Source organism: Streptomyces sp. 7R007 (assembly GCF_054850255.1).
This window is the reverse complement of sequence record NZ_JBTWMV010000002.1, coordinates 126,121-140,194: the sequence shown is the minus strand read 5'-3', so window position 1 is coordinate 140,194 and position 14,074 is coordinate 126,121. Positions and strand designations below refer to the sequence as shown.

At 73.4% G+C, this 14,074-nt stretch carries 7 protein-coding genes; 1 reads left to right on the top strand and 6 read right to left on the bottom strand.

Annotation, left to right across the window (positions count from 1 at the left end; translation table 11 throughout):
• Positions 1–20 precede the first annotated feature (20 nt).
• Positions 21–2,621 carry an ATP-binding protein gene (locus tag ACYF6T_RS03940; RefSeq protein WP_461693406.1) on the bottom strand — a complete coding sequence of 867 codons (2,601 nt, stop codon included), beginning with the start codon at positions 2,619–2,621 and terminating at the stop codon, positions 21–23.
• A 142-nt stretch (positions 2,622–2,763) separates the two neighbouring features.
• Here ACYF6T_RS03940 and glnA point away from each other — a divergent pair, with 142 nt between their 5' ends.
• Positions 2,764–4,173, top strand: coding sequence for a type I glutamate--ammonia ligase (gene glnA, locus ACYF6T_RS03935; RefSeq protein WP_461693405.1), 1,410 nt, complete (start codon positions 2,764–2,766; stop codon positions 4,171–4,173).
• A gap of 16 nt (positions 4,174–4,189) precedes the next feature.
• On the opposite strand, the gene ACYF6T_RS03930 is transcribed toward glnA, so the two are convergent.
• The 5 genes from ACYF6T_RS03930 to ACYF6T_RS03910 all read right to left on the bottom strand — a co-directional run bounded on the left by ACYF6T_RS03930 (position 4,190) and on the right by ACYF6T_RS03910 (position 13,857).
• Complete coding sequence (locus ACYF6T_RS03930; RefSeq protein WP_461693403.1) at positions 4,190–5,488, bottom strand: ArsB/NhaD family transporter; 1,299 nt, start codon at positions 5,486–5,488, stop codon at positions 4,190–4,192.
• Between the two features lie 168 nt (positions 5,489–5,656).
• The gene (locus ACYF6T_RS03925; protein ID WP_461693402.1) at positions 5,657–6,121 is read right to left on the bottom strand and encodes a CBS domain-containing protein; all 465 of its coding nucleotides are present in this window, start codon (positions 6,119–6,121) and stop codon (positions 5,657–5,659) included.
• 69 nt (positions 6,122–6,190) lie between these two features.
• Positions 6,191–10,990, bottom strand: a complete 4,800-nt coding sequence (locus ACYF6T_RS03920; protein WP_461693401.1) for a DNA repair ATPase — start codon at positions 10,988–10,990, stop codon at positions 6,191–6,193.
• A 77-nt stretch (positions 10,991–11,067) separates the two neighbouring features.
• Complete coding sequence (locus ACYF6T_RS03915; RefSeq protein ID WP_461693400.1) at positions 11,068–13,179, bottom strand: flotillin family protein; 2,112 nt, start codon at positions 13,177–13,179, stop codon at positions 11,068–11,070.
• A gap of 63 nt (positions 13,180–13,242) precedes the next feature.
• A complete protein-coding gene (locus ACYF6T_RS03910) occupies positions 13,243–13,857 on the bottom strand; it encodes a hypothetical protein (RefSeq protein ID WP_461693398.1) in 615 nt (204 codons plus the stop codon).
• Positions 13,858–14,074: the final 217 nt, after the last annotated feature.

Sequence of the window (14,074 nt, the reverse complement as noted above, 5' to 3'; positions counted from 1 at the left end):
AGCTCGGGCGCTGGGCATACCTACGTTTCGGGCCCGGGCAGCAGACCGAGTTCGGCGGCCCGGACGGCGGCGTGGTGCCGGGTCGGCGCGTCCAGCTTCTCCAGGACCGCCCGGACGTGGTTGTCGACGGTGCGGACGGACACGACGAGCCGGGCGGCGATCTCGGCGTTGGTCATCCCCTCGGCGAGCAGCCGGATCACCTGGAGCTGGCGTTCGGTGAGACGGCCCGGATTGCCGCGGGTCGCGGCGAGGGGGCCGCGGGGGACGCGGGGCACGCCGAGGCGGCGCAGTTCGGCGCGGACCAGCCGGGCGAGGGGTTCGGCGCCGAGGGCGTCGAGTGCGGCGAGGGCGTCCAGTTTGTCGGCGGGGTGCGGGCTCTCCGCGAGCGCGGCGGCGTGCTCGTACGGGCACCCCGCGGCCTGCCACAGCGCCGCCGCCTCCCGCCAGCGCCCGCGCGACTGCAGGGCGTACGGGTGGGCCGAGTCGGTCGCGGGTACGGGGTGACCGGCCTTGGTGAGCCAGTAGCCGAGCTCGGCGCCGTAGGGCACGCCGGGCAGCCGGCGGGCCTGCGCGTGGACGGGCGCGACGGCCTCCACCACGGCGCCGGGATCACCGCGCAGCCACGCCTCCTCGGCCAGCGCGGCCGCCACCGGCCCGGTGCGCTGGAGTTCCCTCGTGCGTACGGCGATCTCCCGCGCCTCGGCGAGGAGTTCACCGGCGCCCGCCCGGCCGCGGCGCACCCGCACGCGGGCCAGGACGGTGAGCGCCGGGCAGCGGGCGGGCAGGAAATCGTGCATGCCGAACTCGGCGTGCCGCTCCGCCCCCGCCCAGTCGGCGGCGGCCAGGCGCCGCAGGGCCAGTTCGACGTGCAGGTAGGTGAGGAAGCCGAGGTGTTCGGCGCGGTCGGCGAGGTCCATGGCCGGCGGCAGGAACCGGTCGGCCTCGGTGTACTGGAGGTGGTCGAGCAGGTTCCAGATGAGGTTGGCGTAGGAGCGGCAGGCGTGCTCCACCTCCCCGGCGGCCAGGGCCACGTCGAGACTCTCCTCCAACTGGCGCCGCCCGTCGGGGTCGCCGCCCCGCCAGCGGGCCGTCCCCTGGTTGTTGAGGGCGTGCGCGAGGATCGCCGCGTCGTCGGTCTTGCGGGCCAACTGGATGGCGCGCTCGGCGTGTTCGACGGCCTCCGGGTAGCGGTCGGAGAGCATGCGCAGCTGGGCGATGTTGCTGACGGCGAGGGCCAGCAGCCGGTCGTCGCCGGCGTGTTCCAGGACGGTGACGGCCTCGCGGGCGGCCTCCTGGGCCTGGTCGGGGTTGCCGGCCCACCAGTGGATGCGGGACAGCCAGCGCAGGTCGGCGCCGAGGGCGAGGATGTCGCCGAGGGAGCGGCGCAGGGCGACCGCCTCGCGCTGGGCGGTGACGGCGGCGGTGGAGTCGGCGATGGTGTAGCTCTCGACGGCGTAGCGTTCCAGCAGGCCAGCGAGGTCGGCGGGGCCGTAGCGGTGCCGGCCGCGCAGGACCAGCCGCAGCTGGGCGGCGGCCTCGCGGTGGGCGCCGGTGGCCGCCGCGTCGCGGGCCGCGTCGGGGCCCCAGCGGGCGATGGCGTCCTGGTCGCCGGCCCGGTCGGCGTGGTGGACGATGCGGGCGGCGTCGGAGCCGGGGCGGGCGACGAGGGCGGTGAGGACGTGCCGGTTGAGGTCGATGCGGCGGGCGGCCGGCACGGAGTCGGCGACCGCGCGCCTGATCAACTCGTGCCGGAACGTGACGCGTTCGGGGGTGACGGTGAGCAGGCCGCGCTGTTCGGCCGGTGCCAGCGCGGCCACGCCGTCGGTGATCAGGGCGTCCACGAGGGGCCGTTCGACCGCCGAGGGCACGACGGCGAGCTGTTCCAGGGCGTCGACGGTGACTGCGTCGAGGCCGCGCAGGCGCGCCAGGACGGCGTCCACGACCGTCGGCGGCACTCCCCCGGTGCCGCCCGCCGCGAGGACCTCGGCGACGAAGAAGGGGTTGCCCGAGGTCACCTCGTACACCTGTGCCGGGTCGAGCCGGCCGGCCGCGCTGAGGGTGCGCACCGCGTCCAGGGAGAGGCGGGCGAGGGACAGCCGGTGCACGCGGGGTGCGCGGGAGACCTGGCCCAGGAGCTGGCGCAGGGGGTGGCCGCGGTCCAGTTCGTCGTCGCGGTAGGTCAGGACGAGCAGGGCGGGCAGCCGCTCCATCCGGCGTACCAGGAAGCGCAGGGCGTCCAGGGACGCCTCGTCGGCCCAGTGGACGTCCTCCACGACCAGTACCGCCGGGTGCGGGGCGAGGGCCAGCTCGGCGTGCAGGGCGTCGTGGACGCGGTGCCGGTCGCCGCCGTCGGTGACGGCGCGCGCGAGGTCGGCGCCGACGCTGCCGACGAGGTCACGGAAGGGGCCGAGGGGGCGCCGGGTGGCGAGGTCGTCGCACTGGCCGACGAGGATGCGGGCGTGCTCCGGCAACCGCTCCGGCAGGGCTCTGACCAGGCTGGACTTGCCAATGCCGGCCTCGCCGAAGACGAGCACCACCGAGCCCGACCCGTCCGCCGCCGCCCGCGCGGCCGCGGCCAGGCAGGCCAGCTCGGGCCCGCGTTCGAGGATCCCCCGGTCCACGCGGCCGATTCTGCCACCGGGCGCCCGTTCTGTCCGTGACCGCACGCTTCCCGGCTCCCCGCCCGGTGCCTACAGTGCGCAGCAGGGCACCCCGCCGAATCAGCAGGGCACCCCGCCGAATCCGCCGCGAAGGGTGAGTCGGATGTTCCAGGACGCCGAGGAAGCCAGGAAGTTCGTCTCGGACGCGGACGTCGCCTTCGTCGATGTGCGCTTCTGTGACGTGCCCGGCACCATGCAGCACTTCACGGTACCGGCGGAGATCTTCGACCCGGAGGGCGAGCTGGCCTTCGACGGCTCCTCGATCCGGGGTTTCCAGGCGATCCACGAGTCCGACATGGCGCTGCGCGCGGACCTGGGCACGGCCCATCTGGACCCGTTCCGCAAGGACACCACGCTGATCGTGAACTTCTTCATCCACGACCCGGTGACCGGCGAGCAGTACAGCCGCGACCCGCGCAACGTGGCGAGGAAGGCGGAGACGTACCTTTCCTCGACGGGGATCGCGGACGCCGCCTACTTCGGCCCGGAGGCGGAGTTCTACGTCTTCGACAGCGCACGGTTCACGACCTCCGAGAACGAGGCGTACTACCACGTCGACTCCGAGGCGGGCGCCTGGAACACCGGCGCTCTGCAGGACAACCGCGGCTACAAGGTCCGCTACAAGGGCGGCTACTTCCCGGCCCCGCCGGTCGACCACTTCGCCGACCTGCGCGCGGAGATGGCCCTCGAACTGATCAAGTGCGGCATCCTCGTCGAGAAGCAGCACCACGAGGTCGGCACGGCCGGGCAGGCGGAGATCAACTACCGGTTCAACACGCTGCTGCACGCCGCGGACGACCTCCAGCTGTACAAGTACATCGTCAAGAACGTGGCCTGGCGCAACGGCAAGACCGCGACGTTCATGCCCAAGCCGATCTTCGGCGACAACGGCTCCGGCATGCACACCCACCAGTCGCTGTGGCAGGGCGGCAGCCCGGTCTTCTACGACGAGGAGGGCTACGCGGGCCTGTCCGAGGCCGCCCGCCACTACATCGGCGGCCTGCTGCGGCACGCGCCGTCGCTGCTGGCGTTCACCAACCCGACGGTGAACTCCTACCACCGCCTGGTTCCCGGTTTCGAGGCCCCGGTCAACCTGGTCTACTCGCAGCGCAACCGCTCCGCCTGCGTCCGCATCCCCATCACCGGCGCCGACCCGCGGGCCAAACGCCTGGAGTTCCGCGCGCCCGACCCCTCCTGCAACCCGTACCTGGCCTTCTCGGCGATGCTGCTCGCGGGCCTCGACGGCATCCGCAACAAGACCGAGCCGCCCGAGCCGGTCGACAAGGACCTCTACGAGCTCGCCCCCGAGGAGCACGCGAGCGTGCCGCAGGTCCCGACCGACCTGCCCGCGGTCCTCGACGCCCTCGAAGCCGACCACGAGTACCTGCTCCAGGGGGACGTGTTCACCCCGGACCTGATCGGGACGTGGATCGACCTCAAGCGCGGCAATGAGATCGCACCGCTGCAACTGCGGCCGCATCCGCACGAGTTCGAGCTGTATTTCGACGTGTGAGGCCGGGCGGGCCGGCCTACCCGAAGGCGAAGTAGCGCAGCCGGACGTAGGCCAGGGAGATCGTCACCGTCGCGGCGGTGACGATCAGGCCGTAGCGGGTGAACTGCCAGAAGGAGATGGGCTGCCGGTTGCGTTCGGCGATGCCGAGGACGACCACGTTGGCGCTGGCGCCGATCGCGGTGGCGTTGCCCCCGAGGTCGGCGCCCAGGGCCAGCGCCCACCACATGACGTGGTCGGAGGCGCCGCCCATGGTCCGCACCAGGTCCGCGGTGATGGGCGCCATCGTGGCCACGTAGGGGATGTTGTCGACGATGCCGGACAGCACCGCCGAGGCGCCCAGCATGGTCATGGATCCGGCGAGTTCGTTGGTGCCGATCAGGTCCGCGAGGGCCTGGGAGATCTCGTCGATGACACCGGTGTCGATGAGGCCGCCGATCATCACGAACAGCCCGGCGAAGAACGCCAGCGTCGGCCACTCCACCTCGCCGAGCACCTCGCCGGTGTCCACGGAGGACACGGCGACGAGCAGACCGGCGCCGAGCAGGGCGACGATGCTGGGCTCGTAGTGCAGCACCGGGTGCAGCACGAACCCGGCCACGACGAGGGCGAGCACGACCAGGCCCTGCACCAGCAGCCGCGGGTCCGTGATGGCCTCCCGTTCCTCCAGGGCCATGATCTCGGCGGCGCGGTCGTCGTCGTACACGAACACCCTGCGGAACATCACCCGGCACAGCAGAGACAGCACCACGACCAGGAGCGCCGCCAGGGGCGCGAGGTGGACCAGGAAGTCGTTGAAGGTCAGGCCGGCCCGGCTGGCGATGATGATGTTGGGCGGGTCGCCGACCAGGGTGGCCGTGCCGCCGATGTTCGAGGCGAAGACCTCCGCGGTCAGGAAGGGCGCCGCGGGCAGCGTCAGCCGCTCGCACACCAGCAGCGTCACCGGCGCGATCAGCAGCACGGTGGTCACGTTGTCGAGCAGGGCGGAGGCGCAGGCGGTGATCACGACGAGCATGACCATGACCCGGTACGGCCGCGCGCGGGCCCGCTTCACCGACCAGATCGCCAGGTACTCGAACATGCCGGTCTTCTTCAGCACGCCGACGATCATCATCATGCCCATGAGCAGGAAGATGACGTTCCAGTCGATGCCGGAGTCCTCGGAGTAGAACGCCGACACGTCGTCGGTGGCACCGATCGCCAGCATCAGGCCGGCGCCGCCGAGGGCCACCGCGACCCGGTGGATCTTCTCGCTGATGATCAGGGCGTAGGCGCCGACGAAGACGACGGTCGCGGCCCAGCTGTGCCAGTCGTTCACGGGACTCCGCTTCTGCCGGTCGGAACGGAGACCGATCCCTCGCGTCGATCCCCTGCCTCGATCTCCTGCTCGCCGACCAGACTTCCCGGCACACCGCTGGGCACCCTACACGCCGTTTGACGCTTCGTTGACATCTCCCCGGCGCGGGCGCGTGATCCGGCGGACCGCTCAGGGGGACGCCGCAGCGAGCAGCCGCTCCAGCAGATGGGATGCCGTGATCACCCCGAGCAGCCGGGTGCCCGCCTTGTCCCGGTCCACCACGGCCACCAGCGGGCTGCGCACCCGCGCCATCCGCGCGGCGACCTCCAGCGCGGTGTCGTCCGGGGCGGCGATCGCGGGCGGCGGCGCGGTGTCGGACAGGCAGTCGCGCACCTTGCGGCCGGCGAGCGCCTCGCACAGGCGGTCCGCGTGCCGCTCGTCGACGACGGCCGCGAGGGTGGGGTCCTCCACCACGTACACCGGCACCAGGATCTTGATCATCTGGGAGGCGGGCAGGATCGCCTCCGGTGCGCCCTGCTCGTCCACCACGAGCAGGGCGGGCAGCCGGTGTTCCGCCATCAGCCGGGCGGCGTCCACGGCGGCGCTGTCCAGGCCGACCGTCTCGTACTCCACCGCCAAGTCCCGCGCCCGCACGCCGGCTCCCGTCTCGTTCGTAGCGACAGCTCACCGCACGATACAGCCGGTCGGGGCGGGTGGGGCGGCTCACGGGCGGCCGTGTCCGCGGTCGGCGCGGGTGATCGCCGCTTCGACGGCGGCGATCCGGTCGGCGAGCAGCCCGAGGGCGGCGACGGCGCGGGCGGCGGGGTCGCCAGCCGCGTCTCCGAGGGCTTGCCGGCGCACGTACGCGGCCTTCACCTCGGCCCAGCGGCCGGCCTGTTCGGGGGTCAGCGTGCCGCGCAGCTCGGCCAGTTTCAGCAGGTTCGCCTCGGCACCGGTGGCCAGGGTGCGGGCCTCGGCGGTGTAGTGGTCGTCGAGGACGGCGGCGAGTTCCGCGTCGTTCATGACGGGCTGGATGCGCTGGACGATCCTGTTCATGGTGCGGTAGGAGCCCTGGAGCCGGAAGGGCGGCTCGGTGCGGGCGGCGTCCGGCCGGGCGGCGGAGGCGATGTAGGCGGCGTTCACGGCGAGGACCGTGCGCCGGGCGGTGAGCAGGTGGCGCAGGACCGCGAGGATCCGCTCCCGTTCGGCCGGGGCGTACGGGTGGGTGAGGCGGTCGGCACGGGCGGTGGGGTCACCCTCGGCGAGCCGGACCAGCAGGTCGAGGTCGGCGCGGTCGTGGCCGGCGAGCGGGGCGAGGACCGGGTGGGAGGTCAGCGCGTTCTCCAGGAAGCTGAGCGCGAACAGGTCCGCCTTGCCGGTCAGCACGTCGCCGAGGTCCCACACGTGGGCGCGGTTGGCGAGCATGTCGGGGACCTGGAAGCGGGTGCCGGACTCGGTGTGGGGGTTGCCGGCCAGACAGACGGCGAAGCGCTTGCCGCGCAGGTCGTAGGTGCGCGGCTCGCCCTGCCACACGCCCTCGACGCGGCGGGTGGCGTCGCACAACGGCAGGAGTTTCTGCAGCAGTTCGGGGCTGGTGTGCTGGATGTCGTCCAGGTACAGCAGGGTGTTGTTGCCGGCCGCGAACGCGAAGTTGAGCTTCTCGACCTCCTGGCGGGCGGTGGCGCCCGGCGCCCGGGCCGGGTCGAGCGAGGTGACCGCGTGGCCGAGGGCCGGTCCGTTCACCTTGACCAGGAGCAGGCCGAGCCGGTCGGCGACGTACTCCATGAGGGTCGTCTTGCCGTAGCCGGGCGGCGAGAGGAGCAGCAGCAGGCCGCCGGTGGCCGCCGGGCCGATCTGCTGGGCGAGGCTGTCACCGATCAGGGGCAGGTAGACCTCGTCGACGAGGCGGCCGCGCACGAACGTCGTCATCACCCGCGGGCGGTACTCCTCCAGCCGCAGACGGGCCCGCTCGGCCGCGACCAGGGCGGTGCGCCGCTTCTGGTAGGCGCGGTGGCCGGGAACGTCCCGGGTGCGGAACGCGTCGGTGCGGGCGAGGAACTCGTCGATGCGCAGGGTGAGGGAGCGGCCGGTGATCCGGGGGTGGGTGCCCAGCAGGCCGTCGACCGTGGCGGTCAGCGGGGCGTCGGACTCGTAGCGGGTGAGGCCGGGACAGAGTTCGGCGGCCGCCGCCTCGGCCAGGTCGCCCGGGGTGAGCTCCGCGTGGCCGCCGGACGAGGCGTACGCCGACAGCCACGCCTCGACGAGCTGGCGGCGGTCGGCCGGCTCGTCCAGGGCGGCCAGGTCGTCGTCGTAGGCCGGCGTGCCGGTCGTGTGGCGGAACGTGTCGAGGAAGGTGCGGGTGGAGGCGCTCAGGACGAAGCCGTCGGGGCCGGTGGTGAGCTCCTCGATGAGGTAGGCCGCGGCGGCCTCGCCCCCTGCCCGCGCGGCGAGTTCGGCGCGGAGGTCGGCGAGGGCGGGGGCGGGGCCGAAGGTGTCCCGGGCCCGGGCCAGCGACCGGGCGCGGCGCGTCCAGCTCTGCCGCTCCCCGGTGGTGGCGTCGTGCGCCCAGAAGAACTGGGCGGCGGCGCGGGCGGCGGGCGGGTGGCGCAGCGGTCCGGCCTGTTCGCGCAGGCGCAGCAGCGCGGTGAGGATCAGGGTGGCGTCGTGGTCGTGGACGCCGGGTTCGTAGCCTTCGTCGTACGACTCCTGCGCGGCGCGGCGGACCAGGTCGGCGAGGTCGGCGCCGGCCAGGGCGGCCGGGCCGTGGTCGTGCAGCAGGCGGGCGGCGAGGTGCTCGGCGCGGTAGACCTCGGGGGACTCGGAGGGCAGGGGGCGGTCCCAGTAGGGGCGGGTGGCGGCGAAGTCGGGGTCGGTCACCGGGGCGCGGTAGTCGGTGCCGGTGAGGGCCAGGGCGAGGCCGTCGGTGCCGTGCGGGACGAGGGTGAGGTCGAGTGGTTCGGTGGTGACGGCGAGGCGGTGGCGGCCCAGGCGCAGGGTGCGGCCGTCGTCGGCGTACAGGTCGGTGCGGTCGCGCAGGGCGCGGGCGGCTTCCTGGCGGGCGGCGTGCAGGTGGCCGGTGAGTTCCCCGGCGCGTACCGGGTCGCCGAGGTCGCGCAGTTCGTCGGCGGTGCGGCGGACCTTCGCGACCATCGGGTCGGAGGCGAAGTAGGCGCTGATGGCGTCGGCGTCGGGCAGGGCGGCGGCCCGGCGGGTCACGGTGTCCAGGACGCGCCGGGCGGAGACGGCGAGTTGCTCGGCGCGGCGGGCGCGCTGGTCGGCCAGGGTCTGCCTGCGGGCGGAGAAGGTCTCGTAGATCTCGGTGCGCCGGTCGGCCAGTTCGGCGAGGAAGTCGTCGAAGTCCCCGAACCGGGCCTCCAGGCCCTCCAGTTGGACGAGCAGGCGGGCGAGTTCGGTGTCGCAGGCCGTGGGGTCGGTCGCGGCGGCGAGGGCGCCGGTGACCGACTGGCCGAGCAGCGCCAGCTCGGCGGCGAACCCGGCCCGCCCCTCACGGTCGAGCAACTCCCTGCGCCGGGCGTCGAGTTCGGCGCGGGCGCGGTTGACGCCGGCCAGTACCTCGGCGACCCGGCGCAGGACGGACGTACGGACCGTGGCGTCGGCGACGTCGAGGGCGGCGACCACCTCGGTGACCGTGCGCAGCTGTTCGGTCAGGTCGTCGAGGCGGGCGCCGAGGGGCGTGGTCTCGGCGACCGTGGCGAGCGCACCCGCCTCGGCGGTCAGGGCCTCCACGTCCCGGTGGTGGCCGGTGAAGGCGTCCTCGCGGGCCAGCGCCGCCACGGCCCGCTGCCCGAACGCGGCGAGCTCCGCCTCGGCGTCCGCGGCGAGCCGGTCCACGCGCTCGGTGTCGACGTGGCGCAGGTCCTTCAGCGTGAGCAGGTGCCCCTGCTCCCGCCGGAGTCCGGTGAGGCCGCCGATCCAGGCGGCGGCGTCGCGGGGTGCCTCGCCGCGCAGCCGGCGCACCAGGGAGGCGAGGCGGCCGTCCGCCTCGTCGAGGGCGTCGGCGGCCTGGCGGGTGAGGGCCCGCACGGTCTCGAACTCCGCCAGGACCTGCCCGGCCGTGGCCCGCATCTCCTCCAACGGGCCGCGCAGGTCGCCGAGTTCGGGGTCGGCGAGCCAGTGGTGGGTGTCGGCCGCGCGGACGCAGGCGGCGACCAGGGCCTCGTACACCTCGGCCGTCGGCGTCGTCTCGGCGACCGCCGCGGTCAGGGAGAGGCAGTCCGAGATGCCGCGCACCAGGTCGGCGTTGCCGACGCGGGCGAGCGGGCCGGTTCCGGCGGGGCGGGCGGCGGCGTGGGTGTCGGAGACGTAGGGCGAGGTCCACAGCTGGACGGGGTGGACCCGGGCGGGTTCCCCGCCGTCCGCGCGCAGCACGGTCAGCGTGCCGTCGTCGAACTGCGCCCAGCCGTGGCAGGTCAGCGGGGTCGCGACCTGCTTGCGGACCATGTTGTACGACAGCAGGAGGGCGCGGCCGGTCGGGCGGGCGTGGTAGGCGAACAGGACGTCCTCGCCGTTGGGCGAGCGCAGCGCGCGCTCGAACTCCAGCCCGGTGGTGTCGAGGCCGTCGAACGTCTTGTGGGCGCCGCCGGCCAGGCAGTAGCCGCCGGGGAAGACGATGCCCTGGTCGTCGGGGAGCCTGCGGCAGGACTGCCCGATGCCGTCGAGCCGGACGACGGCCCGGGTCAGGGTGTTGAAGGCGAAGTAGCGGTGGGCCTGCTCCTTGTAGGGCAGGACGTCGATGAGGATCAGCGCGCCGACCCGCGCGTGCGCGAGGTGGGCGTCGGCCAGGGACTGCAGCGGCTCGTCCACCGGCTCGCGGTGGATGCCGTGGTCCGTCTCGGTGTCGTCGGCGACCTTGACGGTGAGGGCGCCGCCGACGGTCGAGACGAACACCTCGTCCTGCACGCGGACATGGGGGTGGCGGCCGAGGACGTGGTCCTCGCGGGTGGCCTCGGTCCAGGTGAAGTCGTGGGCCGGCGGCAGCACGTGGTCGCGTTCGCCGTGCGCGTCGACGAAAGCGGCCCGGCCGTCGGCCGTGACCGTCCAGCGCAGGACGCGGAGGTCGTCGGCGGCCTCGCCGGTCTGGAACACGGCGAGCAGTCTGTCCCCGGTGCGGCGCAGCCGCAGGAGGCGGGCGTCGCGGTAGTAGCGGTGCAGCTCGGTGAACTCCCGTACGAAGGACGGGTCGTCGAGCAGGCCGGGGACGGCGTCGGCGGTCAGCGGGACGAGGTCCCGGCCGTACAGGGCGAGGACGTCGCCGACGCGGGCGGCCGGGGTGGGGCCGGTGAAGCCGAAGAGCAGCGCCTCGCCGACGGCGACGACGTCCCGGGGGACGCGGGGCTGTCCGGTGCGGACGTGGCGGGTGCCGGCGAGTTCGAGGCGGGAGGCGCCGAACTCCTCGGCGCGGCGGGTGTTGAGGGCGTCGGTGCGGCGGGCGAGTTCGGCGGCCTGGGCGGCGAGCCGGTCGCGCAGCACCTCGTACGTACCGGTGTCCAGGCCGGCGGTCATGGGGTCCTCGCAGGAGGTCGTCGGTGTGAGGAGCCGGAGCCGCCGTCCCCTGTGCGGCGGCTCCGGCTCCGGGCGGGTCAGCTCCTCGCGCTGCCGTTCAGGGCGGTGAGCGGGGTGTCTGCCAGCCCCAGCTCACCTGCCCTGTCGAGCAGTTGGCGCAGTGCGCCGGAGTCCGCCCCGCCCGTCTTGATGAGCTTCAGCAGCAGCGCCGAGACGGTCAGGTGCTGCAGGTCGGCCGTGGAGACGGCGCCGAGGACGGCGGTCAGGTCGTCGGTGAAGCGGGCCGAGCCGTCCAGCCACGGCTTCGCGAGCGCCTGCGCGGTCTGCGAGTGGTGCACGAAGCCGTCGACGCCCTTGCCGAGCGCGATCGAGGAGACGAGCCGGTCGAAGAAGACGGACTCGCCGCCGACGATGTCGATGTCGGCGTTCTCCAGACCGGTCGCCAGGACCGTGGCCTGCGCCTCGGCGACCTGCCGCTGCACGTCGAGACCGGCCAGCCGGACCTCCTTCTCCGCCTGCAGCCGCAGCCGGTACTCCTCGTGCCCGCGGGAGGCGTCGTCCAGGGCGGCCATCGCGACCGCCTTCTGGTTCAGGCCCTCCGCCTCGGCCTTGAGCTTCTCGCCGATGCCGGTGGCCTCCGCGAGGGCCTTGGCCCGCGCGCCCTCCGCCTCGGCCCGCAGCCGCGCCTCGGTGCCCTCGGCCTCCGCGAGCGTCGTCGCCCGCCGGCCCTCGGCCTCCGCCCGCAGCCGCGCCTCGGTGGCCACGGCCTCGGCCCGCCCGGCCTTCTCGGTGACCTCGGCCTCCTTGTCCCGCACCTGCACGGCGGCGAGCCCCTCGGCGGCGGCCTCGGCCTGGACACCCTCGGCGAGCCGCAGCTTGGCCCGGGCGTCGAGGTCGGCGGACTTCAACCGGGCCTCGGCCAGGGTGAGTTGCTCGGCCGCCCGGTGCTTGGCCGCGGCCTCGGCCGCCTCGGCGGCCTTGATGTCCTTGACGAGCTTCTCCTGCGCCTCGGCCTCGGCGGCGATGACGACGGCCTGCCGGTCGCGCTCGGCCTGCTCGACGGTGCGCAGCTTCTTGATGGACTCCTCCTGCTCGGCGACCGTCCGGTCCACCGCCACCCGCTCCCGGATGACCTCGGCGATGTCCCGCTTCTCCGCCTCGACCTCCTTCTCGGCGGCGATCCGGGTGAGCTGGGTCTGCCGTTCGCGGCCGATGACCTCCAGCAGGCGGTCCTTCTCGATGCGCTCGTTCTCGATGGCGATGACCCGTTCGCGGTTCTTCTGCGCGACGGCGATCTCGCGGGCCTGGTTCTCGCGCTGGACGCCGAGTTGTTCCTCGGTGCGGATGAACGCGGTCTGCGCGCCCAGGCGTTCCTCCTCCTGCACCCGCGCGGTCACCGCCTCCTCGCGGGCCCGCAGCGTCTCCACCTCGCGCCGCTGCTTGATCTCGGCCTCGGCCTGGCGGCGCTCCAGCTCCAGGATGGTCTCCCGGGCCTCCACGTTCTGCCGGGTGATCTCCTTCTGCTCGGTGCGCTGGAACTCGTTGGTGCGCACGTGCTCGACGGTGGTCAGCTCGGTGATCTTCCGGATGCCCTGGGCGTCGAGGATGTTGGCCGCGTCGAGCTGGGCCATCGGGGTCTGTTCGAGGAAGTCGATGGCCGCGTCGTCGAGGTGGTAGCCGTTGAGGTCGGTGCCGATGACCTGGATGATCCGGTCCCGGAACTCCTCCCGCTTGGTGTAGAGGTCGACGAAGTCGAGCTGCTTGCCCACCGTCTTGAGGGCCTCGGAGAACTTCGCGGCGAAGAAGTCCTGGATCGCCGCCGGATCGCTCGCGGTGGCCGTGCCGATGGCCTGGGCGACCTTGATGACGTCCTCGACCGTCTTGTTGACCCGCACGAAGAAGCTGATGTGGATGTCGGCGCGGATGTTGTCGCGGCAGATCAGGCCCTCGCGGCCGGTGCGGCGGATCTCGATGGTCTTCACCGAGATGTCCATGTACTCGGCCTTGTGCAGCACCGGCAGGACGACGGCTCCGGTGAAGGTGACGTCGACCTTCTTGGTCTTGGAGATGATCAGCGCCCGTCCCTGCTCCACCTTCCTGAACAGGCGGCCGACCACCAGCAGCAGGGTGAGCGCGATGAGCAGCACGACGGCGACGAGCACGCCGATGCCCACGGTAATGGCGTTCATGACATGAGTCCTCGAAGGATGAAGGAGGAAGGAGGAAGGAAGAAGAAGGCGGGAGGGCCGCGATCAGCGGGGACCAGGGCCGGGATCGAGCGCCGTGTGGTAGGGCGCGACCCAGAAGAACTCCCCGGCCTCGTCGTAGGCGTAGAGCAGGCCGGTGCTGCCGCTGGTGAGGGGATCGTCGCCGCTCTGGCGCACCTGGACCACGGCCGTGGAACCGTCCACCGCCGCGACCTCGGCCTGCCCGAACCCGCCGTCCACCCGCCCGGTGCGGATGGTGCAGGTCCGGCCGACGAAGTCCTGCCGCGACGGACCGGCGACGACGGCGAAGACATGGCGCAGCGGCCGCACCAGTACGCGGGTCAGCCGCCAGGCGACGAACAGCGCGCCGAACAGCACGGCCACCCGCACCGGTGCGCGCACGAGTCCGGAGCGGGTGAGCGGGCCGAGCAGCACGGTGGCGCTGAGGCTGAGGAACCAGCCGATCGCCGTCAGCAGCGAGAACGCGACCGTCACCGGCACCCCGCCCAGGCCCCAGGCGTCGACGTGCGCGTGGGCGTCGAAGCCGTGCGACTCGGCCGCGCCGACGGCGACCATCAGCCAGAAGGCGACCACCACGACGAGGGCGGAGGTGAACAGGATGGTGGGAAAGCCCGCGACCGCCGCGAGAAACGCCCCCATGATCCCTACCCCCGCCCCGTCCGTGCCATGCCGCACCTGTGCTCGCCGGGGAAGCGGGCTCCGGTGCCGGGCGGCGGCCGGCTGCTGCCGGAGCCCGGCATCGGAACCATCCGTGGTGCTCCCCGCGGGCCATGGTGCCCGCCCCGCGTTCGCCCGCGCATTGCCGGATTCCGGCAGTGTTCACTAGGGTCTGCGTGCCGGACGCCGTCAAGAAGGC

What these genes read in the sequence shown, in the direction of transcription:
- ACYF6T_RS03910 (WP_461693398.1), bottom strand. Translation starts at nt 13,857, where the DNA reads ATGGGGGCGTTTCTCGCGGCGGTCGCGGGCTTTCCCACCATCCTGTTC.
- ACYF6T_RS03915 (WP_461693400.1), bottom strand. Translation starts at nt 13,179, where the DNA reads ATGAACGCCATTACCGTGGGCATCGGCGTGCTCGTCGCCGTCGTGCTG.
- glnA (WP_461693405.1), top strand. Translation starts at nt 2,764, where the DNA reads ATGTTCCAGGACGCCGAGGAAGCCAGGAAGTTCGTCTCGGACGCGGAC.
- ACYF6T_RS03920 (WP_461693401.1), bottom strand. Translation starts at nt 10,990, where the DNA reads ATGACCGCCGGCCTGGACACCGGTACGTACGAGGTGCTGCGCGACCGG.